The organism is Mycobacterium sp. 236(2023), assembly GCF_029623955.1.
Lineage (GTDB): Bacteria > Actinomycetota > Actinomycetes > Mycobacteriales > Mycobacteriaceae > Mycobacterium.
The window spans coordinates 1-21,207 of record NZ_JARSBP010000015.1 but is presented as its reverse complement, the minus strand read 5'-3'; the positions used below and the strand labels follow the sequence as shown (position 1 = coordinate 21,207).

Genomic DNA, 21,207 nt, shown 5'->3' with positions numbered 1-21,207 from the left:
TAGATTCTATGTCACTGAAATCGATTTGACCAGACGGCGAATCAGATCCGGCCGAATCGGCACCGACACAATCGAATCCGGGATGCGCAGGGCGTCATCGACCGCGGACGCCACAGCAGCGGCAACCGCCGTCGTCCCGCCTTCGCCTGCCCCTTTGACACCCAGCGGATTGATGGGACTCGGCGCGTCCTCGGTGACGAGAGTCTCGACGTCGGGCACCTCGAGCACCGTAGGGATGAGGTAGTCCATGAACGTCGTGCACTGCGGGGTGCCGTCCTCGCCGTACAGGAACTCCTCGTACACCGCTCCGCCGATGCCCTGTGCCACGCCTCCGGCGATCTGGCCCTCGACGAGTGTCGGGTTCAACGCCCGGCCCACGTCGTAGCCGACGATGAACCGCTCGATCGCCAGGTTCCCGGTCCCCCGGTCGATCGACACCAGCGCGGCGTGCAGACCGTACGGGTAGGTCATGTGATCGGAACGGAACCACCCGTCGGCCGACAGCCCCGGATCCTCTTTCATCTCACCGGCGCCGACGGGTTCCAGCAGTCGCGCGACCTCCCCCAGCGTCAGCGTGCGAGACGGGTCCGCGACGATGGCCACCGCACCGTCGCGGATGGCCACCTCCTCGGTGCTGACCTTGAAGTGGTGCGCACCCACCCGAATAGCCTTCTCCGCCAGTGCATCAGCGGCGTACTTTGCCGCCGAGCCGGCCATCACGGCCAGCCGGGTCGCAAAGGCTCCACGCCCGTACTCGAATTGGTCCGTCCGCCCACGCACCACCCGGATCGCATCGTGCGGAATCTGGAGACGCTCGGCGACGACTTGCGCCAGCACGGTGTCCACACCCTGCCCGACAGACGATGCACCACAGCTGATCGTCACCTTTCCGGTGCCGTCAACAGAGACGCGCGCCCCCTCGAACGGTCCGATGCCGCTCTTCTCGACGAAGAAGCCGAAGCCGAAGCCGACCAGCTCCCCTGCGGCACGCCGCTTCTCGACCTCGGTACGGATGCCTGCGAAATCGTACTGATCCGCAACCTTGTCCAGCAGCAGCTGGTAGTCGCCGGAGTCGTGGACCAGATGCGTTCCCATCGCCTGGATGGGCCGCTCGTAGGGCATTTTCGCGACCGGGATGAAGTTGGTGCGCCGCAGTTCCGCCGGATCGAGACGAAGTTCCCTGGCGATCTTGTCGACCAGGCGTTCCCGCGCGAAGGTCCCTTCGTAACGTCCCGGCGACCGATACGTCCCGGCCGGGGTCTTGTTGGTCAGACGCACGTGCGCCGTGGCGCGGAAGTGCGGAATCACATAGGGGCCGGGCAGCATCGACGCAGTCAGCGACGCGACGGTCGCACCGTGCGTGCGGACGTAGGCGCCCTGATCGAGGATGAAGTCGGCGTCGAGCGCCTCGATCCAGCCGTCGGAGATCCGCACCAGCGCACGCAGCCGATGATGTTGCCCCCGAGAGTGATTGGTGGCGACCAGGTGCTCCTGGCGATCCTCGATCCACTTCACAGGGCGGCGCAGCCGCATCGCCGCGATCGTCACGAGGACGTCCTCGGGATACAGCTCGCCTCTCGGCCCGAAACCACCACCGACGTGGGTTTCGCGGACCAGCACCTGATGCGGGGGCAGACCTGCGATCGCGGCGATCGCTTCACGGTTCCAGAACGGAACCTTGGCGGCACCGTCGACGACGAGCAGTTGCTCGGTCTCGTCGAACCGGGCCACCAGTCCGCGGCATTCCATCGGCACTCCGGTGTGGCGTCCGATGCGGGCGTCCATCTCGAAGATCCGGTGCGTACCCGCCGCGATCAGATCTGCAGAATCCGTGAACGCGGTTTCGACGTCACCGTATTCCTCGACGAAACACGTTGCCTCGGAGTCCTGTTCCGGAAGCTCGGCCCCGGTGCCCGCGGCCCACGTGGCCTGCTCGCCGTCGACCCAGGTGATGGGTTCGAGATCGGCGTCGATACGGGCCGCGAGAGGTTCGATGTCGATCTCGACGAGTTCGGCGGCATCCTCGGCGAGGTAGGCCGACGTGGCGAAGACGACCGCGACGGGCTCGCCCACGTAGCGCACGAACCTTCGGGCGAGGACGGGTTGGCGGTACGGCAACAGCTCGTCGCGGGGTGTGAGCCGGAAGGCGATGGCGGGCAACGTCGCGATGTCGTCGTAGGACCATGCGGCCACCACGCCGTCGAGCAGCAGCGCCTCGGACACGTCGACCGAGACCACGCGCCCGTAGGCGATCGGCGAACGGACCACCCGCATGTGCAGTTCACCGGCGTGGATCGTGTCCGCGGCGAAACGTCCTGCCCCGCGGAGCAGTACCGGGTCCTCGATGCGCTTGGCGCGGGCTCCGATCATGTCGTGGTCTCTGCCGGGGTCGATCCGGGAACGGGTTCGTCGCCGCGCATGACGCGCTGGGCGCACAGCGTCGACTTCAGGATGTTCTGATAACCGGTGCAGCGGCACAGGTTCGACGACAGCATGTCCCGCAGCTCCTCCTCTTCGGCGTCGGGATGCTCTTCGAGGTAGCCGGCGATCAAGGTCAGGAATCCGGGGGTGCAGAAGCCGCACTGCAATCCGTGGTTGTCCCAGAAGGCCTGCTGCACCGGATGCAGCGTGGTGTCGTCGGGGGCCAGACCTTCGACGGTTCGGATCGACGCGCCCTCGGCCTGCACCGCGAACATCAGGCAGGCGCGGATGGGCTGACCGTCCATCAGTACGGTGCAGGCGCCACACACTCCGTGCTCACAACCCAGATGTGTTCCGGTCAGGCCACAGTCGTCGCGCAGCGCATCGGCCAGCGTGCGCCGCGGTTCGACGTCGATGTCGTAGCGATCGCCGTTGACGTAGAGGCGAAGTGAGGTCATGGCGTGCTCTCCTGAACATCGGCAACATCGGAGGGGTGGGGTGCGGGCGCGACGTCGCGACGCTCACGGATGGCCGATCTGATCCGGTGTGGCGTCGCGGGCAGATGGAACACCCCGACGCCGAGGGGGCTCAGAGCATCGCTGATCGCGTTGGCGATCGCTGCGGGCGCTCCGATGGTGCCGCCCTCGCCGACACCCTTGGCGCCGGTCAGCGACGTCGGTGACAGCGTGTAGATGTGCGCGATCTCGATGTCGGGAACCTCGGCGACGGTCGGCGGCAGGAAGTCCATCAACGACGTCGTCACGAGAACCCCGCGGTCGTCGTAGATCAGTTCCTCGAACAGTGCGTTGGCGATTCCCTGGACGACCCCGCCGTGGATCTGCCCGTCCACGATGGCCGGGTTGATCAGCCTGCCCGCGTCCTCGGCGACAAGGAACCGGGTGATCTCGACCTGCCCGGTGAGGGCGTCGACCTCGACCTCGGCGACGTGGCACGCGTTGGCGAACGTCCCCGACGGGTCGTAGGTGCCGACACTCTCCAGGACAGGCTCACCCTTGTCGGGGATCAGATGGCTGGAATGGTATGTGTCACGCGCTATTACGGCCAGGTCGACGGCGTCGTCCCGACCGCTGAGCCGGGCCTCGCCGCCTTCGAGAACGATGTCGTCAGGCAGGCCACCGAGGCGGTCGGCGGCCAGGCCGCGGATCCGCTCTGCCAGGTCCTTGGCGGCGATCAGCGACGCACCGCCGGCGATGACCATCGCGCGGCTGGCGTAACTGCCCCACCCGTACGGGGTGGCGTCGGTATCGCTGGCGATCACCCGAACCTGGTCGGGCCGCATTCCCAGTTCGTCACAGACCACCTGGGCCAGCGTCGTCTTGAGGCCCTGGCCGTGCGGCGAGGCGCCGATCCGCAGCGTCAGGCCGCCCGACGGGTCCATCGTGAGGATGACGCGCTCGAAGCCGGGGGTGATGACCGGCGCCGCCTTGGTCGCGTCGAGCGCGAACGGGCGTGAGCGGGCCGCAAAGGCCGGGGTGCCGTAGCCGGTGCGTTCGGCGAAGCAGGAGAAGCCGATGCCGAGGTAGCGGCCCTGCCTGAGCGCGGCGGCCTGACGCACCGCGAACTCGTCGAGGTCGGCGAGTTTCGCTGCTGCAGCCAGTGTTTCGCGGTGCGATGCGAGGTCGAGCACCAGGCCTGTCGGAGCGCGGTGGGGAAACTCCGAGATGAGGTTCGTGTCCCGGATCGCGACCTTGTCCAGACCCAGCTGCGCTGCAGCGCGGTCCATGAGCCGTTCCATCGCCAGCACCTGCATCGGGCGGGACACCCCGCGGTACGGGGCGATCGGGCACTTGTTGGTGACGACGGCGCGCGACCGGACGTCGTATTCGGACACTTTGTACGGGCCGGGCAGTTCGGCCAGCGCCATCAGCGGTTCGACCGCCCACGTCACCGGGTAGCAGCAGTAGGCACCGACGTCGCAGATCAAATCGCCACGTAGGGCGAGCAATTCGCCCTCCGCGGTGAACGCGCCCTCGATGTCGTAGACCTGTTCGCGGCTGTGCCACGAGGCCATGAAGTTCTCTTCCCTGGTCTCGATCCAGGCGAGGTCGCGGCGCAGGTGCCGCGACGCCCACACCAGGGCGACATCTTCACGGGCCAGGGTCATCTTGGCGCCGAAGCCACCGCCGACATCGGGCGCCACGACGCGCAGATCGTCCTCGGCCATCCCGATGCAGTCGGCGATGCCGGTGCGGGTGACGTGCGGCATCTGCAGGGTGGCGTGCAGCGTGGTGCGGCCGCTGGTCCGGTCATAGGCGGCATGCGCGGCCCTGGCCTCCAGCGGCATCGCGCTCTGCCGTCCGGAGCTGACCCGCACCGACACGACAGCGTGCGCCGCGGAGAAAGCGTCACCGGCTCCCGGGGTCGTGATGCGGCCGTCGACCATCGTGTTGGGCGCGTTCTGATGATCGGCGGGAACAGAGTCGTGGACCAGCGGCGAGCCGTCGGCGAGCGCCGCGACTGCCGAGAGCACCGCGGGCAGCGGTTCGATCTCGACGTCGACGAGTTCCGCGGCGTCCTCGGCGGCGGCCTCGGTCTCGGCGACGACGAACGCGATGGGGTCCCCGACGAATCGCACCACATCAGTCGCGAGGATCGGGGTGCCGATCTCGACGAAATCCGGCCGGTGCAGCGCCGCCCTGATCGGGTGCACGCCTGCCAGGTCGGCGGCGGTGAACACGGTGACTCCGGGTGGCGCCGTGACGGAGACGATGCGGCCGGACGCGACCGTGCTGCGGACGAAGCGTACGTGCGCGCACGCCGTGTTGCGGGAGGCGATGTCGGCGACGTAGTTGCCCCATCCCCGCACGATGGCGGGGTCTTCGAGCCGGGGTAACGCCCTCCCGGTCCAGGTCGTCGGTTCTGTCGGTGCGGCCGACATCATGCCCCGACCAACGTGGCCCTACCGAGCGCGCGGGGCAGCAGCGCGCGCACCAGATCGCGCCGGTACTCCGAGTCACCGTGTGTGTCACTCGGCGGATCGACCTCGACGGCTGCAGCCTCGGCCGCTGCCGACAGCACATCGTCGGTCAACTGCTGGCCCATCAGGGTCCGCTCGGCCGCCACACTGCGGAACGGCACCTCGCTGACACCACCGATGCTGACCCGCGCTTCGCGAACCGTATCGTCGACGATGCTGACGGCGGCAGTCGCTGTAACGATCCCGAAATCCCCTGCCCGACGGGCGAACTCGGCGATACCGGCATGCCAGGTGTCGTCCAGTGCAGGCAGCGAGACCTTCAGGAGCATCTCGTCGGGCTCCAGCGCGGTCGTGAAGATCGACTGGAAGAAGTCGGCCGCCGCGATGGTCCGTTCGCCGCGTGCCTGACTCACCGCCGTCATCTCGGCGTCGAGCAGTGAGGCGACCAGGCACCATTCTGACGCGGCATCGCAGTGCGCGATCGAGCCGCCGAACGTTCCGCGGGTCCGGATGGGGAGGTGCCCGACGTAGGCCGCGGCCCGGCGTAGCAGCGAACCCAGCGGCCCGGACAGCGAATTGTTCTGCACCTGAATGTGTCTCGTGCGGGTAGAGATGACGACGCGGTCCCCCGCCGCGTCGATCCCGGCCAGTCCGGGGATCCGGTTGATATCGACGAGCTGCGCGGGACTGGCCAGCCGGAAGTTCATCATCGGCACCAGGCTCTGACCACCCGCGAGGACCTTGCTGTCGTCCGGGTCGGCGGCCAGGATGCCCAGCGCCTCGTCGAGGCTCGTGGGCGCGTGGTAGGTAAAGGACCGGGGCTTCACCAGGCATCCCCTCCGTAGGTCAGGGCGTACACGTCGGTACGTCGGTCTTCGCGTGGACGGATCCGCTCGCCGCGGATACGGGCCGCCCGGATCGCGTCGAGGTCCACATCGACCATCGCCGCGTCGGCGGCCGTGCGTGACAGCGGGCCGGCCAGCAGTTCGCCGTACGCGTCACACGCCACCGAACCGCCCAGCGTTGCGGGACCGCCACGGGCCGCGCCGGCCACCTGGGATACCGCGACAACGGCCACCTGGTCGAGATTGGCTTGGGCGAGAACAGAATCCACGTGGCGGGTGCCTCCGGCCACCGGCACGGTGCGATCGAATCCGCCCACCCACGCCGCGGGCGCCAGGACCAGCTCGGCGCCCCGCAGCGACATCGCCCGCAACACCTCGACGAACCTCAGGTCGTAGCAGATGCAGACACCGATGCGCCCGAAAACGGTGTCGGCGATGGGAAGGCCGAGATCACCCGGGGTGTAGACGTTCTTCTCCAGATCGAACAGGTGCAGCTTGCGATAGTGCAGGACGGGCCCGGTTCCGTCGACGACGACAACGGTGTTGAACAGGTTCTCGCCGTCGCGCTCGCAGAACCCATACGCCACAAGTGAATCGAATTCCCGTGCCAGACCGATGAATTCGGCGGCCGTCGGCCCGTCGAGGGGTTCGGCGACTTCGCGGGCGAGGTCGGCGTCCACCACGTATCCGCTGATGGCGAGTTCCGGCAGGACGACGAGGCCGGCACCTGCGGTGAATGCATCCCTGGACCTGCTCAGCGCGGTCGCGCGGTTGTCGGCGACGGCACCGACTGCGACATCGATCTGCTCCAGCGCAATCGTGACGATCGCGCTGGCAGGCGTCCGTTCATCCGTCACATAGCGAGCGTAACATTCAATACAGTCGAAGTCATTAAGTGGAGTTGAAAGAGTCCGACGGGGTTTATGTCAGCTTTCGTCGACGTTGACCCACACGGCGACGGCTCGTTCGCTGCCGGTGTTGGCGATGCGGTGCGGGCGTTCCGACGAGTACGCGATCACATCGCCGGGCTCGAGCACATGGGTCTGCCCGTCGAGTTCGATCGTCAACTGGCCCGAGATCAGCACGCCGAACTCCCGGCCGTCGTGGTGCGTCGGCGACGGCCCGCTCGCACCACCTGTCTCGTATTCGTTGACCGCCAGTTCCAGACCGGCGACCGCGTCGTTGTGCGCGACTCGGCGCGTCGTGCCCTCCCCCATCCGGACCACCGTCTGCTCGGCGAGCTTGGTCACGGGTGACCCGTCGGCCCCGTCCTTGTGGGCGAACAGGTCGTACATGTGGACACCGAGCGCCGATGCGACGGCCACCAACGTGCCCACCGACGCTGTGGACACTCCGCGCTCGAGCATGCTCAGCATCGAGACGCTGACACCGGTGCGCTCCGCGACATCGCGCAGCGTCAACTGCTGGCGCAGGCGCATGGCCCGGATCCTGGCACCGACGAGGAGCATCGTCTGTTCGGCGGCGTCGGAATCGCGATCGGCCACGACCGCCAGGGCGTCACCGTTGCGCTTGCCCGCTCGTGCTGCGTTGCGGGTCTTGTCGGTCTTGGCTGCCTTCCCCGCACCGGTGGCTGCCGCGGCGCTACGCCGGCTGGCAGGTGCGGCGGATCGAGATGGCGTCATGAGCTCTCCGATGGGCTTGTGGGCGGAAAAAGCTGTTTCAGCGTACGTGAAAGAGCTGGAGTTGCACGCAACTCACGTGCAGAAATCCCATCGGAATTCGTCGCAAACACCCCTGCATGCCACGGCAATACGTCGATACCCGCGGTATTGCTGTCGATATCGGGTACCGGCGCTCGGTTGGCCGCCGTAATCCGCAGATCGGCATTCACTGTCATGACCGCATGGTGGGTCCCTATGCCCCGTACGGACCGAACGCCTCGACCTTGGCCAGCGCCGACAACCGCTGCCGGTACAGCAGACTCGCGGCATCGGGCACCTTGATGTGCAGCTCCTCGCGCAGTGAGTCCGGGAGCTTCTCGGGACGCTGGCTTTCCACGATCGTCCGGTCCTGCTCCATGATCGTCGTCGTGAAATCGCCGAACTTGCTGTCCGGTTCGTCCTGCGAGTGGTTGCGGACTATGAAGACGAACAGCTCGGTCGTCGTCTCCGTTCGCGGCAGGGTGAACTGCGTGATGATCGTTTCCCGGCCGGTGCCGATCTCGATCTTCTTCAGATGGATCGTGAAGGGCACCACGAGCGTGTACTCGTAGCGGACCTTCTGGCTGCCGCCGGCACCGTAGAGATCGCTCGGTTCCTCCTGCTCGAGCCAGTAGTGCAGGCCGTTGTCGAGCTTCTCGACCGTGTAGGGCGCGATTTCGGCGTTGTCCTCGGTGCCGAGCAGACCCTCGTGGACGTACGGGAAATGTGAGAAGTCCATGAAGTTCTCGACCGCGCGGGCGGCCGAGGTGTTCCACACCTCGCGGTAGGAGATGTAGGACTTCCAGCCGGGCATGTCGTAGATGTCGTTCGGAAACAGCGGGATCTCATCGCGAGGTTCCTCCATCGCGACCCACACCAGGCCGTACTTCTCGCGAACCCGGTAGACCTGCGCGCGTGCGGTGGTCGGGATCGCGGCCTCGACCGGGCGGGACGGGATCCGCACACACGCGCCCGTGCGGTCGTACTGCCAGCCGTGGTACGGGCAGACGAGCGTGCCGTTGCGGACCCAGCCGAGCGACAACGCAGCACCCCGGTGGATGCAGAGGTCACGGAATGCGGCGACGCCGTTCTCGTCGCGGAACGCGACGACATAGTCGTCGAGCAGGTCGAAACGCTTGGGTTGATCGGTGATGTCTTCGGCGGCGGCGATGGGGTGCCAGAAGCCGGCGAGTGCCTGTTGTGCCATGGGAGGTGTTCCGTTCAGGAGGAAAGGTCTACGGGAATGGGGCTACGGCTGGTTCGAGCCGGCGTATCAGCCGCCAGTCCCCGCCATCGACCAGTCCGCGCCGGAACAGTGCGCTCCGTGGAACCACCCGCATCACTCTCACCTCCCTGAATCGCCGGTCGTACCGCTGCCCGCCGGATCCGGAGGCACGAAGCTGACGGCGTCGAGTTTCAGTGTGGTTACAGACAAACCGCGAGCGTGGGCTTGGATCCGCTGCGGAATTCAATTTGCTTGAATTTTAAGTCAGTGTGATGTGTACCGCAACCGATCAGCCGAAATGGAGTTCGTCCAGCGAGCGGATCAAGCCATAGCCGGCGGGGGCCGCACGCTCGGGGCCGTAGCGGTCGAGCAACACCGCGGACAGGCCCGCGTTGAGGGCACCCTCGATGTCGTTGATCAACGAGTCGCCGACCATGAGACACCGCGCGGGGACCACCGACAGTGCGCTGCAAGCGAACTCGAAGGCGCGACGGTCGGGTTTGGCACCGGGAAGTTCGGACGAGGCGAACATCGGCAGCGCGAAGTCGATAAGGACAGTCGCCTCGACCTTGCGCGCCTGGTCTCGGGCATCACCGTTGGTCAGCAGTCCTACCCGCAGGCCGGAATCCACTGCGCGGCGGATGGCTCCTTCGGCATCCGGAAACGGGCGCCACGCGGCGCGGTACAGGTGCCAGTAGGCCTCGAACAGGTCGTCGGCCTCCCGGTCGCTGAGCACAGCGGGCGCGAGAAGTTCTCGGACCCGGGCGCGCCGCTGTTCGGTCTTGGTCAGTGCACCCTGCTGATACAGGTCGTAATACCGGCGTTCGAGGAAATGCCAGCTGGTCGCGAGCTCGTCGGCGGCCATGCTCAGACCCGCGTGCACCGCCCACGCCCGAAGCGCGTCCTTGGCGGCGCCGCGATGATCGAGCAGCGTGTCGTCAAGGTCGAACAACACGGCCTCGTACGTCACGTCCTCGACGCCAGCGCCAGGAACGGCGCGATCGCGCCGGGGTCCTGCAGCGCCTCACGGCTGATGGCCTTGTCCGGGTCCACCCCCGCAAGGATCTTCTTGACGGGCACCTCACACTTCTTGCCGCTGAGCGTCTTTGGCACCGCCGCGATCTCGAGGAAACGATCGGGCACGTGGCGGGGTGAGAGCTCCTTGCGCAGCGCGGTCCGCAACAACGGCTCGACGGCGTCGAGCGTCGCGCCGCCGGCGAGGACGACGAAGCACAGCAGCTCGCCCTCGGCGTCGTCACCGAGTTCGGTGGTGTCGATCACCAGGGAGTCCGACACCTCGGCGAACCCCTCGACGACGGCGTAGAAGTCGGCGGTACCCATGCGGACGCCGCCGCGGTTGAGGGTCGAGTCCGAACGACCCTGGATGACGAATGAGCCCCGCTCGGTGGCGATCACCCAGTCACCGTGGCGCCAGATCCCCGGATAGTCCTCGAAGTACGCCGCCCGAAGCCGGGAACCGTCGGGGTCGTTCCAGAATTTCACCGGCATCGACGGCATGGGCTGGGTCAGCACCAACTCCCCCACCTCGCCCCGCAGATCGCCACCGTCCTCGTCGTAGGAATGCACGTCGGCACCGAGGGCGGCACAGGACAGCTCGCCGAGCCACACAGGAACCGTCGGCGCGGCACCGAGGAACGCGGTGCACACGTCCGTGCCTCCGGAGATCGAGCAGATCTGGACATGCTCACCCACGTGGTCGCCGATCCAGCGAAAGCCGTTCACCGACAAGGGCGATCCGGTCGACCCGAGCGCCTTCATCTCTGAGAGGTCGTAGTCAGACCTCGGGCTGATGCCCGCATCCATACAGGCGTGGACAAACGGCGCCGAGACGCCGAAGAGGCGGACGCGGTGCTTCTCGGCGAGTGCCCAGAGCACGCCCATGTCCGGGTGACCGGGGCTGCCGTCGAACAACACGACCGTCGCCCCGACCAGCAGGCCACCGACGAGGAAGTTCCACATCATCCATCCGGTGGTGGTGAACCAGAAGAAGCGGTCCCCGGGACCGAGATCGCTTTGCAGGCGCAACGCTTTGAGGTGTTCGAGCACGATGCCGCCGTGGCCTTGAACGATGCCCTTCGGCAGGCCAGTGGTGCCCGAGGAGTAGAGCACCCACAGCGGGTGGTCGAAGGGCACCGGGTCGTAATCCAGCGTCCCCGCCTCCGAGGTGAACTCGGCCCAGCTGGTGGTGCCCGCCAGTTCGGCGTCCGGATCCAGATACGGAACAAAGACGGTGGTGCGCACCGTCGGCAGCTGATCCCGCAACGAAACGAGCCGCTCCCGGATGTCGAAACGCTTGCCTCCGTAGCAGTACCCGTCGACGGCCAGCAGCACAGAGGGCTCGATCTGCGCGAACCGGTCGAGCACCGCGCGCGCCCCGAAATCGGGCGAGCAGGACGACCAGATCGCGCCGAGCGACGCGGCAGCCAGGAACATCACCAGCGTTTCGACGCTGTTTGGTGCGAGTGCGACGACGCGGTCGTCGCGGCCGACGCCCGCTGCGATCAGCCCGGCTCGGGCCCGGCCGACCAGGTCGCGAAGCTCGCCGTAACTGACCGTGCGTTCGACCCCGTCCTCGCGGGCGAACTCGACGGCGGTGTCATGGTCGTGCCGACCGGGTCCGTCGGCGAGAGCGTGCTCGGCGTAGTTCAGGGTGGCGCCGGGAAACCACTGTGTACCGGGCATTTCCGCACAACCGAGGGTCGCCTGCGGAGCATCGTGGAACATCACTTCGACAAAGCCGGCCGCCGCCGACCAGAAGCCTTCGGGGTCTCGTACCGACCAGGCGTGCAGCGCGGCGTAATCGGCATCGTCCTCGATCTGCGTGTCGCGGCACATCTTCGCCCACCGGGTGAAGCGCACGATCGCGGTGTCGGAAACGCGGGCCGGATCCGGGCGCCAGAGCACCGGGGGCACCGTATCCGCAGTCCCGGACAGATCCATGAACGTTCTCCTTCGCGGCCGCAGCAGCATCAACTAAGTGCAATGGAACAGGATTCAATCTAAATGAACCGCCGCGGACACGGTAGAGCGGCAACCACTGGCGGGCCGAGGACGCAGCGTGACGGTCGGCCGCCACGCTGACACGGGCATACACTCGGCCGCGATCGGTGTCGGGGATGACACGGACGACGTCCGGCCAACGCGGCCTTGCGTTTTCGACGCGGTCGCCAGGACCACCCGCTCGGCGCCGGATTTCACGATGCCGGCGGGTTCAGTAGCCTGGAAATATGTTTGATTGAGTTGAAATTAGTGTTAGGCTTACGCTGTGGCTGAACAGCAGAGGACTCCCGCGGGAATGAGGGTCATCACCCGCGACGAATGGGGCCCTGATCAAGGGTTACTCGTCGGCGGCACGTGGCGCGAGATCGTCGGCCCGCAATCGGGCGCCGAGTGTCGCGGTCTCTACGACGCGCAGTTCACCGACGCAGGCACGTCGCGGACCCTCTGCCACACCTCCGAAGCCGCCTACTACGTCGTCGACGGTGCGGGCGCGGTCGTCCACGGAACCAGCGGGGACTCGCAGTCGCTCGTCGCGGGCTCGATGGTGCACGTCCGGCCCGGGACGCCGTATCAGCTGAAGGCATCGGAAGGCACCCGAATCGTCGGCGGCCCTTGTCCCGCAGAGTCATCGATCACCGGCGCCCCGGTCGCCCCCGCCCCCGCGTCCGAAGTCTGGCCCGACATCTCGGTGCACCATCGCGACCATCCCGGCCTCCTAGTACCGTTCATCTCCCAGGACGCGCGGCTGGTCGTGTGGCTCGGGATCGGCGCCGTCGCCGCCAACATGAACTACGTCGTACTTCAACCCGGTGAGCGCAATAAAGAACACGTCCACGCCTACTCCGAGGACACCATTCACATCCTGGAGGGCCGCGGCACCGCCGAGAACGTCACCACCGGCGAGCGGCTGCAATTCGGTCCGGGCGACACGATCCACATCGAGATCGGATTCTGGCATGCCGTCGCCGCAGACCGCGGCGAGCGGGTCGTCAGCGTCGGCGGTCCCTGCCCCGCCGACGTCGACATGCTGCGCGCTGCCGGCGTCGACGTCGACCAGATCGACTTGCCCCCGGGCACTTCACTTCCGGCCCCAGGTGGCGTCGCCCGGCGCTGACGGTCATGCGTGAGGTCCTCGACGACCTGATGACGTGGTGGGAGGCCGGCGAATCGGTCGGTGTCGGCACCGTCGTCGCGACGTTCAGGTCGGCGCCCCGGCCTCCCGGCGCATCGATGCTCGTCGGACCCGGAGGCACCGCGGTCGGCTCGGTATCGGGAGGTTGCGTCGAAGGTGCGGTGTACGACACCGCCCAAGCCGTCGTCGAGTCGGGCACCCCGGCGCTGGAACGCTATGGCGTGTCCGACGATGATGCCTTCGCGGTCGGGCTCACGTGCGGTGGCATCCTCGACGTGTTCGTCGAGAAGGTGAACCGGGAGTCGTTCCCCGAACTCGGCGAACTCGCCGCACTGGTGCGTTCGGAAACTCCCGTCGCGCTCGCAACGGTGATCGATCATCCCGACACCGCGCGAATCGGCCGCCGAATGGTTCTACCCGCCGGGCGTCCGGCGACTGGATCGCTGGGCTCGGCACACGCCGACAACGCCGTGGCCGACGACGCGATGGGGCTCCTCGCATCGGGCACGAATGCGGCGCTGACGTACGGACCCGACGGCGAGCGTCGCGGTGAGGGTATGCGGGTCTTCGTATGGTCCTTTGCTCCGAAGCCGAGGCTATTGGTCTTCGGCGCAATCGATTTCGCGGCGGCCGTGGCGCGGGTGGGAACCTTTCTCGGTTACCGCGTCACGGTGTGCGACGCCCGTCCCGTGTTCGCCACGACGGCCCGGTTCCCCGATGTCGATGAGGTCGTCGTCGACTGGCCGCACCGGTACCTGGCCACCGAGAACGATGCAGGACGCGTCGATGGGCGCACCGTCATCACCGTTCTCACCCACGATCCCAAGTTCGACGTTCCCCTGCTCGCGATCGCCCTTCGGCTGCCCGACGTGCAATACATCGGGGCCATGGGATCACGGCGCACCCATGATGATCGTCTCGTGCGACTCCGGGAGGCAGGGCTGTCCGACACCGAGGTCGGCAGACTGTCCAGCCCGATCGGCCTCGACCTCGGTGCCCGCACGCCGGAGGAAACCGCGATCAGCATCGCCGCGGAGATCATCGCCGCCCGATGGGGTGGCAGCGGCGCACCGCTCACCGAGACCCGCGGCCCCATTCACGGGTAATGCGCTGGTCCTCAACAGGATTCCACTGTGGATAAAGGACGATGTAGCGACGTCCGCCGGCCCGCCGCCCGAATGCGAGCCAGCTGAGCAGAAACCCGAGGAGAGCTCCCAGCAGCGCCTGTCGGTAGCGGTCGGTGACGACCGGCCCGGCAGGAACGGTAGGTGCGGTCGGCGCCGTCAGTACGGCGGCCGGCGGTGTCGTCACGTGGCGCGCGATGTCCGCGGCGAACCGACTGATCAGCCTGCTGCCGGCATCGGCGATCGCGCCGCGTCCGAATTGCGCTATGCGGCCGCTGATCTCGAGGTCGGTGTCGATCAGCACCCGCGTCTGCGCCCGTGTGATCGACTCCAGCCGGACGTGGACCTTCGCGGTGGCCTGCCCGTCGGAGCCTTCACCCGTTGCCGTAAGGATGGCGTGCCGTGTCGCATCGACTTTCCGAGTCACGCGCACGGAACCGCGTAAGGCGGCCGTCACGGGACCGATTCTGACCGTCAGAGTGCCAGGCCCGTCATACCTCTCGAGTGCGACGATCAGCAGGCTCCAGGCCTGATCGACGTCGGCGTCGATGACGAACTCGTTCTTCACCTGCATGACGCCCATCATCCCCCGGTCGGGATGGCGTCACGGTGTCAGTGCGATACGCCGAAAAACAGCTCTTCGAGCGCACCCTCTTCGAGCAGGGAGCTGGCGGGCACCGCCGGTCCGAGTGTTCCGTCGGACATGAAGTGCACCTTGTCGACGGCGGGCAGGCAGATTCTGGGATGCTCCTCGATGATCCACAGCACGCCCGCACCCCCGTCCCGCAGCCGCTGGATGTCGGCGATACGCTCGCGGACAATGAGCGGTGCGAGCCCGGTCGTCGGCTCGTCCAGCAGGAGCAGCGACGGTGAACTGACCAGCGCACACGCGATCGCGAGCATCTGGCGCTCACCACCGGACAACGTCGCCGCCGCCTGCTTGATGCGTTCGTTGAGCCGGGGGAACTGTGCCAGAACGTCTTTCGTGATCGCCTTGGCTTCGGAGAGGCTGCCCCGGCACGAGACCTGCAGGTTCTCCTGCACCGACAGTTCCGGGAACACGTTGCCCTGCTGGGGCACAAAGCCGATCCCGAGTTTGGCGATGTGGTTCTGCGGCACCGCGGCGAGGTCTTTGCCCTCGAATTTCAGCGACCCGCCCTTCACCGGCAGTGAACGGGCGATGCATTTCATCAGCGAGGACTTGCCCGCGCCGTTGGGTCCCACGATCGCGACGATCTCGCCGGCCGCCACAGTCAACGTGGCATCGCGGACCACCGTCAGCGGTCCGTACCCAGTGCACAGGCCGTCAGTCTCAAGCAACATCGGATTCCTCTTCTCCGCCAAGGTAGATCCGCTTCACGTTCGGGTCGCTGCCGACCTGCTCCGGTGTGCCGCTGGCGATCACTGCGCCGTGCTCGAGCACGTGCACCTTGGCGGCCAGCTCCAGCACGAAGCTGAGGTTGTGGTCGATGACCAGCACCCCGATGCCGCGCTCGGAAATGCCCCGGATGATGCCGGACAGGATGTCGATCTGGTTGACCGTCATCGCCGCCGCGGGCTCGTCGAGAAGCAGCATGCGGGGCGCAAGCGCCAACTGGCGAAGGATCTCGACGAGTTTCGCGTCGCCCGGCGACAGGTCGCCCATCGCGCGGTCACCCAGATGGGCGGCGTCGGCCTGTTCGAGCTGGGCCCATGCCGCGTCGTTCGCCTCCTGCCGTCTGCGCCGGTCCTTGCGCCAGCGCAGGAACGGTGACCACGGGTGGTCCAGGTCAGAACCGGCCAGGGCCAGGGCGACGTTCTCGACGACCGTCATCGAGCTGAATCCGACCGGGGTCTGGAAGGTCCGGACCAGGCCGGCGCGCGCCACCTTGTAGGCGGGCAGTCCGGTCAGATCCTTGCCGTCGAAGACCACGCGACCCGTGTACGGCGTGCCGAAGCCCGAGATCACGTTGAACAGCGTGGTTTTGCCGGCGCCGTTCGGTCCGATCAACGCGGTGATCTCGGCGCTGGAGATCGTGATGTTGACATCCTGCAGCGCGCGAACGCCGCCGAATGTCTTGTCCACTCCGATGACCTCGAGGTCAGGCATTTCGGTCATGCGCACTCCCGGTGAGAATCGGCGTGGAGGTGGCAGTTGTGTCTGCCACCGCGCCTGGCTGTTTCGGGGTCGGCTTGGTGTAGCGCTTCCGAAGCCGCGCGAATGTGCCGCCCTCACTGAGCAATCCGTCCGGCCGCCAGCGCAGCACGATGATCAGCATCAGGCCGACGAGCAACGGATGCGCTGCGGCGTGCAGGTTGGCCAGCTCCGGCGGAACGTGGACCAGCCGCACCATCTCGCTGACACCGGTGAGCAGCAGCGCGCCGACGATGGGCCCGAAGCGGCTTCCGAGGCCGCCGATCACCAGACCGGCCCACAGCGTGAACGTCAGGTGCGAGCTGAACACCGAAGGCACCAGGGCACCGAGCATCCAGGCATAGGCGGGACCGACGAACAATCCGCACATGAGCCCGACCGTGGCGTAGGTGGACAACCGCAGGGTTTTGATCTTCTTGCCCATCGCCATCGCGAGCGGCTCGTTGTCGCGGGCGGCGCGCAGGGTGGCGCCATAGGACGACGTGGCGATCCGCGAGCAGATCAACCACACCACCGCGGTCAACAGCACCGTCAGCGCCAGCCGGATGTAGGGGTAGCCGTCGATGGTGAACTGGAACTCGAACGGCTTGACAACGGACGTCAAACCGAAAGTGCCGCCGGTGATGTCGCGCTGGATGACGATGATCTGCCGCAGGATCTCGGCGAATGCGAACGTGGTGATCAGGAAGTACTCGCCGCGCAGGCGTAGCGCCGGCCAGCCGATCACGATCGCGACCAGCGCGGTGATCACGCCCGCCCCCAGCATCCCGACAGGCCACGGCAATCCGAGGCCGGGCATCAGCGCGTCCGGCGACGTGGTCAGCAGCACATAGGAGTAGGCGCCGACACCGATCAGACCTGCGATGCCCAGATCCCACATGCCGCCCCAGGCGGCCTCCAGGTTGAGCAGCTGGGCGGCCATTGCGAAGACGAAGGCCAGCGTGGCGACCGTGACGAGAAATTCGATCGAAATCATGCGGCGGCCTCCTTACGGGACTGGAACGAGAACAGGCCCTGCGGTCGCACCAGCAGCACACCGATGAGGATGGCGAAGGCGACGATCGGGCGATAGGCGGTGTCGATCACCAGCGCACTCATGTCCATCACGATGCCGAGGACCAATGCCGCGGCGATGACACCGAGGATGTTGCCCGTTCCACCCAGCACGGCGGCGGCGAGGACGAGAAGGATGTAGCCCCAACCAGATTCGGTCGACACCGAGCCCAGGATGCCGGTCATGATCCCCGCGACTGCCGCCAGCGCCCCCGAGATCGCCCACACGGTGGAGCTGACGCGGTTGATGGCGACGCCGCGGATCTGGGCCAGTTCGCGGTTGGACGCCACTGCCCGAATATCGCGCCCCACCCCGGTCCGTTGCAGTAGGAGCCATAGCCCGCCGATCACCACCACCGCGACGAGCAGCATGACGATCTCGCCGGGCGCGACGTTGAAGGGGCCGACCTGACGCGCAGAGCCGAGTTCGATCGAGAACACGCGAAGGTCGGTGCCGAACACCGCGATCATCGCGCCGTACGTCACGAAGGCCAGGCCGACCGACGTGAACAGAAGGACATTGCCTCCCCGGTGCTTCACCGGGTCGAACAGCAACTTGCCTGAAACCACCGCCAGCACCGAGGTGATGCCGACTGCGAGCGCTATGCCTGCGACCAGACCGAGCATCTCGCCGAGCGCGACGGCCAGCAGCGCCCCGAGTGCCATGAACTGTCCGTGGGCGATATGCAGAAATCGCTCGGTGTTGCGCAACAGCGCGAAACCCGATGTCGCGACAGCGAGCATGCTTCCGGTCAGTAACCCGAATAGCAGGTTGTCCAACGGTTTACCTTTCCATCTATTGACGGTGCCGGGGCGGTGGTGGGGTGGGGTACCGCCCCGGCGCCGTGGTCATTCTGGGCGCAGAGCCGGGTCGACCTCGACCTGCTCGCCCGGCGTCCAGACACCGTCCTTGACGGTGAGCACCGCGAGGATCGGTGACTGGAGGTTGCCGAACTCGTTCATGTCGAGCGTGCTCGACGCTCCGTCGAAATCGATGTCCTCGCCGTTGGCCAGAGCTTCCTTGCCCTCGGCGAAGGAGTAGACCTTCTTCCCCGGCGCGGTGGCGACGTCGATGAGCTTGCCTGCGACGTCGGCTCCGTTGGTGCTCTTGGCGGCCTCCATCGCCAGGGCGAACAGGATGTACTGGTCGTAGTTGTTGGCGTCGTACATGCCGGGCTCGGGATCGCCACCGGTCGCAGCGCGGAAGCGCTCAGCGTAGGACTTGTAGGCCGGGCTCTCGACGTCGAAGGCGATGAGCGCGGCGGTGAGTTGGCCGGCGTTCGGCAGCGCGGCAACCTCGTCGGTGATCAGGTCGGGCGACACGTAGATGGGGATGTCGTAACCGCGCCGGGCGATCTCGCGCAGGATCGGAATACCTGCTTCGACGCCGGCGGCGAGATACAGCGCGTCGGGCTGCGATTCGAGCGCCTTGGCCACCTCACTGTTGTACGAAGAGGCGCCGGGTTCGATCGTGACCGAGTTGACCGTTCCGCCGGACTTCTGGAATGCCTCGGTCGCGACTTCGGCTGGGCCAGAAGCACCTTCGGTGTTCTGGACGATCATCGCGAGCTTCTTGACACCGGCGTCGCGGGCCACCTGGGCGACGATGATGCCGGCGTCGCTGTCGGATGCGGTGACCCGGAACGAGAACTTTCCGCCCCGCTCGTCGAGGAAGGTCGTGCCGCACGACGAGCAGATGTTGGGAAGCTGCCGCTGCTGGACCTGGTCGAAGAGCGCCACCTGGCCGTCGGACTCCAGGCTGCCCATGACCGCCGCCTTGTCCACCGTCGTCAGCTTCGAGAAGCCGGCGACGGCGCCGTCCACGGTCGACCGATTGTCTTCTGTCACGAGCACGACGTTGCGATCCATGATGCCGCCCGCATCGTTGATCTCGTCGACGGCGATCTTGGAGGCGGCAATCGCCGGAGGCGTGAACGGTGCGTAGTCACCGGTGACCCCGATCAGTTGACCGAAAACGATGTCTCCGGTGGACGACTGGGTACCGCGGTCACCGCCCTCAGCACACGAGGTGAGGACGAGCCCCAGGGCTGCCCCGGCAGCGACAACGCGACAGCACGATTTCAACTTCACTTCATGACCTCCGACACTGGTCCTTATTACACGGCTGGTGGTGAACCGCAGCCATCTGCGATATGGCCGAGCGTACAATGTGATTGAAACTTGTGCAGGACAACTCGTTACGATCGCATTGACTGATGGTGGCTTGGCGACTCGAAAGTTCAAGCCAATTGAAAGAATAGGTGAGTGTGATCCAGATCGCAAGGGTGACACGATTGTGGGGCGACGGGGACGGCTATAGGCCCTGTACTGCGCAAACGAGCGGGGGCCGACAGATGATGTCACGTCACGTCCGTCGTCCCGACTCTGGCAGTGCTCGACAAGATCACTGAAACCACCTCTTCATTTCTGCTGAAACAGCCGAGTCCGCTGTGAGGTGCGCTCCGCAAGTCGCAGGTGCGGCCGAATCGGGTCGACCAGAGAGGCGGCCGTCGAGCTCGGCCTCGCTGAAGGTTCCGCGGCGACCGTGCTCGTCAAATCCGCCGAGTTCATGCTCGGCGTCGACGACTGATCTGCCGACTGTTCAGTTCTCCCTTGGCGTGCCTGAACTTTCACGCCTGACGCCGATGTCGGCACGCCAAGGCGACGACTGGCGCCCCTGCCCTCCCACTCCCGCTATATAAGCTACAGTGAAACTCAGGCTCGAAAATTCAGCCTGAATCAATGGCGGGGAGTGACATGGGTGTCCCTGACGAGGGCTCGTTTCTCGATGTCCGGGCGGCTTCGGAGACCACCAACCGCAAGCTCGGTGCGGAGATCCGTCGGATCCGTATGGAGCGAGGGTTGACGCTGGTGGACATCGCTGAGGACACCGGGCTGAGCGCTTCCATGCTGTCGATGCTCGAGCGGGGCAAGACCGGCGTTTCAATCGGGTCGCTGGTCGCCGTCGCCTCGGCGCTGGACGTGGCGGTCGGCGAACTGTTCCAACCGGCGAAGACTCCCGAGCATTCGTTGGTGCGCCACTCCGAGCAGCAGGCCATCGCCATCGGCCCCGGCGTCACCCGCCGTCTGATCCAGCGCAGCCGGACCCATGGCCTTGAGGTCGCGTCGCTGAGGCTGGCGCCTGGGGCCCACACCGGAGTCGAACTCGTCCGGCACGAGGGCCAGGAGATCGTCGTCGTGCAGACGGGCAGGCTGTCCGTCCAGATCGGCAGCACGTTTCACGACCTCTGTGCCGGCGACTCGATCCGGCTCGATGCGGACTGTCCCCATCGTTTCGCGAACAACGGCGACGAAGTGTCCGATGCGCTGCTCGTGGTCCGCGTATCAGCACCCGACAAATACGGCCACTGACTGAATCGCTTATCAGCCAACACGTTCGAACCGACCGGAGGACAAGACATGTCTGTGACTGTGCGTGGTGTGATCTCCCGGAGTAAGGCTGCCCCGGTGGAGGTGGTCGATATCGTGATCCCCGATCCCGGCCCCGGCGAGGTGATCGTCGACATCCAGGCCTGCGGGGTCTGCCATACCGACCTGACCTACCGCGAAGGCGGCATCAACGACGAATTCCCCTTCCTGCTCGGCCACGAAGCCGCCGGCATCGTCGACACCATCGGCGAAGGCGTCACCAA

General features: G+C 66.5%; 21 protein-coding genes. 5 read left to right on the top strand and 16 right to left on the bottom strand.

Translation table 11 applies throughout. From position 1 onward, the window contains the following. Window positions 1–6: 6 nt before the first annotated feature. The 10 genes from P9A17_RS32290 to P9A17_RS32245 form a co-directional block, all read right to left on the bottom strand. Window positions 7–2,370 carry a xanthine dehydrogenase family protein molybdopterin-binding subunit gene (locus P9A17_RS32290; RefSeq protein ID WP_278042889.1) on the bottom strand — a complete coding sequence of 788 codons (2,364 nt, stop codon included), beginning with the start codon at window positions 2,368–2,370 and terminating at the stop codon, window positions 7–9. Next, window positions 2,367–2,879, bottom strand: coding sequence for a (2Fe-2S)-binding protein (locus tag P9A17_RS32285; protein WP_278042888.1), 513 nt, complete (start codon window positions 2,877–2,879; stop codon window positions 2,367–2,369). Before P9A17_RS32285 ends, P9A17_RS32290 begins: the two co-directional genes overlap by 4 nt. After that, on the bottom strand, window positions 2,876–5,323 hold the full coding sequence (locus P9A17_RS32280; protein WP_278042887.1) for a xanthine dehydrogenase family protein molybdopterin-binding subunit: 2,448 nt from the start codon (window positions 5,321–5,323) through the stop codon (window positions 2,876–2,878). The genes P9A17_RS32285 and P9A17_RS32280 overlap by 4 nt, the downstream gene beginning before the upstream one ends. After that, the gene (locus tag P9A17_RS32275; RefSeq protein ID WP_278042886.1) at window positions 5,320–6,186 is read right to left on the bottom strand and encodes an FAD binding domain-containing protein; all 867 of its coding nucleotides are present in this window, start codon (window positions 6,184–6,186) and stop codon (window positions 5,320–5,322) included. The genes P9A17_RS32280 and P9A17_RS32275 overlap by 4 nt, the downstream gene beginning before the upstream one ends. Beyond that, window positions 6,183–7,061: a nitrilase-related carbon-nitrogen hydrolase gene (locus P9A17_RS32270; protein ID WP_278042885.1), complete on the bottom strand. Its 879-nt coding sequence runs from the start codon at window positions 7,059–7,061 to the stop codon at window positions 6,183–6,185. Before P9A17_RS32270 ends, P9A17_RS32275 begins: the two co-directional genes overlap by 4 nt. Before the next feature lie 69 nt (window positions 7,062–7,130). After that, complete coding sequence (locus P9A17_RS32265) at window positions 7,131–7,847, bottom strand: cupin domain-containing protein (protein WP_278042884.1); 717 nt, start codon at window positions 7,845–7,847, stop codon at window positions 7,131–7,133. Beyond that, window positions 7,844–8,062, bottom strand: coding sequence for a hypothetical protein (locus tag P9A17_RS32260; RefSeq protein ID WP_278042883.1), 219 nt, complete (start codon window positions 8,060–8,062; stop codon window positions 7,844–7,846). Before P9A17_RS32260 ends, P9A17_RS32265 begins: the two co-directional genes overlap by 4 nt. Window positions 8,063–8,079: 17 nt before the next feature. After that, window positions 8,080–9,072, bottom strand: a complete 993-nt coding sequence (locus tag P9A17_RS32255) for an aromatic ring-hydroxylating dioxygenase subunit alpha (protein WP_278042882.1) — start codon at window positions 9,070–9,072, stop codon at window positions 8,080–8,082. A gap of 307 nt (window positions 9,073–9,379) precedes the next feature. Then, window positions 9,380–10,060: an HAD family hydrolase gene (locus P9A17_RS32250; protein ID WP_278042881.1), complete on the bottom strand. Its 681-nt coding sequence runs from the start codon at window positions 10,058–10,060 to the stop codon at window positions 9,380–9,382. Beyond that, on the bottom strand, window positions 10,057–12,051 hold the full coding sequence (locus P9A17_RS32245; RefSeq protein ID WP_278042880.1) for an acetoacetate--CoA ligase: 1,995 nt from the start codon (window positions 12,049–12,051) through the stop codon (window positions 10,057–10,059). The genes P9A17_RS32250 and P9A17_RS32245 overlap by 4 nt, the downstream gene beginning before the upstream one ends. A gap of 325 nt (window positions 12,052–12,376) precedes the next feature. Here P9A17_RS32245 and P9A17_RS32240 point away from each other — a divergent pair, with 325 nt between their 5' ends. Both P9A17_RS32240 and P9A17_RS32235 read left to right on the top strand, forming a co-directional pair. After that, window positions 12,377–13,225 carry a cupin domain-containing protein gene (locus tag P9A17_RS32240; RefSeq protein ID WP_278042879.1) on the top strand — a complete coding sequence of 283 codons (849 nt, stop codon included), beginning with the start codon at window positions 12,377–12,379 and terminating at the stop codon, window positions 13,223–13,225. A 5-nt stretch (window positions 13,226–13,230) separates the two neighbouring features. Further along, complete coding sequence (locus tag P9A17_RS32235; RefSeq protein WP_278042878.1) at window positions 13,231–14,349, top strand: XdhC/CoxI family protein; 1,119 nt, start codon at window positions 13,231–13,233, stop codon at window positions 14,347–14,349. Here the strand turns inward: P9A17_RS32235 and P9A17_RS32230 are convergent. The 6 genes from P9A17_RS32230 to P9A17_RS32205 form a co-directional block, all read right to left on the bottom strand. After that, entirely contained in the window at window positions 14,318–14,941 is a 624-nt protein-coding gene (locus tag P9A17_RS32230; protein WP_278042877.1) for an SRPBCC domain-containing protein, read from the bottom strand. The two genes, P9A17_RS32235 and P9A17_RS32230, sit on opposite strands and share 32 nt — an antisense overlap. A gap of 38 nt (window positions 14,942–14,979) precedes the next feature. Then, window positions 14,980–15,690, bottom strand: a complete 711-nt coding sequence (locus P9A17_RS32225; protein ID WP_278042876.1) for an ATP-binding cassette domain-containing protein — start codon at window positions 15,688–15,690, stop codon at window positions 14,980–14,982. Further along, window positions 15,680–16,465 carry an ABC transporter ATP-binding protein gene (locus P9A17_RS32220; protein ID WP_278042875.1) on the bottom strand — a complete coding sequence of 262 codons (786 nt, stop codon included), beginning with the start codon at window positions 16,463–16,465 and terminating at the stop codon, window positions 15,680–15,682. Before P9A17_RS32220 ends, P9A17_RS32225 begins: the two co-directional genes overlap by 11 nt. Beyond that, complete coding sequence (locus P9A17_RS32215) at window positions 16,449–17,477, bottom strand: branched-chain amino acid ABC transporter permease (protein WP_278042874.1); 1,029 nt, start codon at window positions 17,475–17,477, stop codon at window positions 16,449–16,451. Before P9A17_RS32215 ends, P9A17_RS32220 begins: the two co-directional genes overlap by 17 nt. Next, the gene (locus P9A17_RS32210) at window positions 17,474–18,334 is read right to left on the bottom strand and encodes a branched-chain amino acid ABC transporter permease (protein ID WP_278042873.1); all 861 of its coding nucleotides are present in this window, start codon (window positions 18,332–18,334) and stop codon (window positions 17,474–17,476) included. The genes P9A17_RS32215 and P9A17_RS32210 overlap by 4 nt, the downstream gene beginning before the upstream one ends. 69 nt (window positions 18,335–18,403) lie before the next feature. Further along, window positions 18,404–19,645 carry an ABC transporter substrate-binding protein gene (locus P9A17_RS32205; RefSeq protein ID WP_278042872.1) on the bottom strand — a complete coding sequence of 414 codons (1,242 nt, stop codon included), beginning with the start codon at window positions 19,643–19,645 and terminating at the stop codon, window positions 18,404–18,406. Between the two features lie 364 nt (window positions 19,646–20,009). Here P9A17_RS32205 and P9A17_RS32200 point away from each other — a divergent pair, with 364 nt between their 5' ends. From P9A17_RS32200 to P9A17_RS32190, 3 genes are all read left to right on the top strand, one after another. Next, window positions 20,010–20,144: a hypothetical protein gene (locus P9A17_RS32200; RefSeq protein ID WP_278042871.1), complete on the top strand. Its 135-nt coding sequence runs from the start codon at window positions 20,010–20,012 to the stop codon at window positions 20,142–20,144. Window positions 20,145–20,296: 152 nt separating this feature from the next. Next, complete coding sequence (locus P9A17_RS32195) at window positions 20,297–20,926, top strand: cupin domain-containing protein (RefSeq protein WP_278042870.1); 630 nt, start codon at window positions 20,297–20,299, stop codon at window positions 20,924–20,926. 48 nt (window positions 20,927–20,974) lie between these two features. Next, the coding region (locus P9A17_RS32190; protein ID WP_278042869.1) for an alcohol dehydrogenase catalytic domain-containing protein at window positions 20,975–21,207 on the top strand (233 nt) is incomplete at its 3' end.

Coding starts and splice junctions, on each gene's coding strand:
- P9A17_RS32220 (WP_278042875.1), bottom strand. CDS start 16,465: ATGACCGAAATGCCTGACCTCGAGGTCATCGGAGTGGACAAGACATTC.
- P9A17_RS32215 (WP_278042874.1), bottom strand. CDS start 17,477: ATGATTTCGATCGAATTTCTCGTCACGGTCGCCACGCTGGCCTTCGTC.
- P9A17_RS32235 (WP_278042878.1), top strand. CDS start 13,231: ATGCGTGAGGTCCTCGACGACCTGATGACGTGGTGGGAGGCCGGCGAA.
- P9A17_RS32225 (WP_278042876.1), bottom strand. CDS start 15,690: ATGTTGCTTGAGACTGACGGCCTGTGCACTGGGTACGGACCGCTGACG.
- P9A17_RS32195 (WP_278042870.1), top strand. CDS start 20,297: ATGGCGGGGAGTGACATGGGTGTCCCTGACGAGGGCTCGTTTCTCGAT.
- P9A17_RS32245 (WP_278042880.1), bottom strand. CDS start 12,051: ATGGATCTGTCCGGGACTGCGGATACGGTGCCCCCGGTGCTCTGGCGC.
- P9A17_RS32285 (WP_278042888.1), bottom strand. CDS start 2,879: ATGACCTCACTTCGCCTCTACGTCAACGGCGATCGCTACGACATCGAC.
- P9A17_RS32290 (WP_278042889.1), bottom strand. CDS start 2,370: ATGATCGGAGCCCGCGCCAAGCGCATCGAGGACCCGGTACTGCTCCGC.
- P9A17_RS32265 (WP_278042884.1), bottom strand. CDS start 7,847: ATGACGCCATCTCGATCCGCCGCACCTGCCAGCCGGCGTAGCGCCGCG.
- P9A17_RS32255 (WP_278042882.1), bottom strand. CDS start 9,072: ATGGCACAACAGGCACTCGCCGGCTTCTGGCACCCCATCGCCGCCGCC.
- P9A17_RS32280 (WP_278042887.1), bottom strand. CDS start 5,323: ATGATGTCGGCCGCACCGACAGAACCGACGACCTGGACCGGGAGGGCG.
- P9A17_RS32230 (WP_278042877.1), bottom strand. CDS start 14,941: ATGCAGGTGAAGAACGAGTTCGTCATCGACGCCGACGTCGATCAGGCC.
- P9A17_RS32260 (WP_278042883.1), bottom strand. CDS start 8,062: ATGACAGTGAATGCCGATCTGCGGATTACGGCGGCCAACCGAGCGCCG.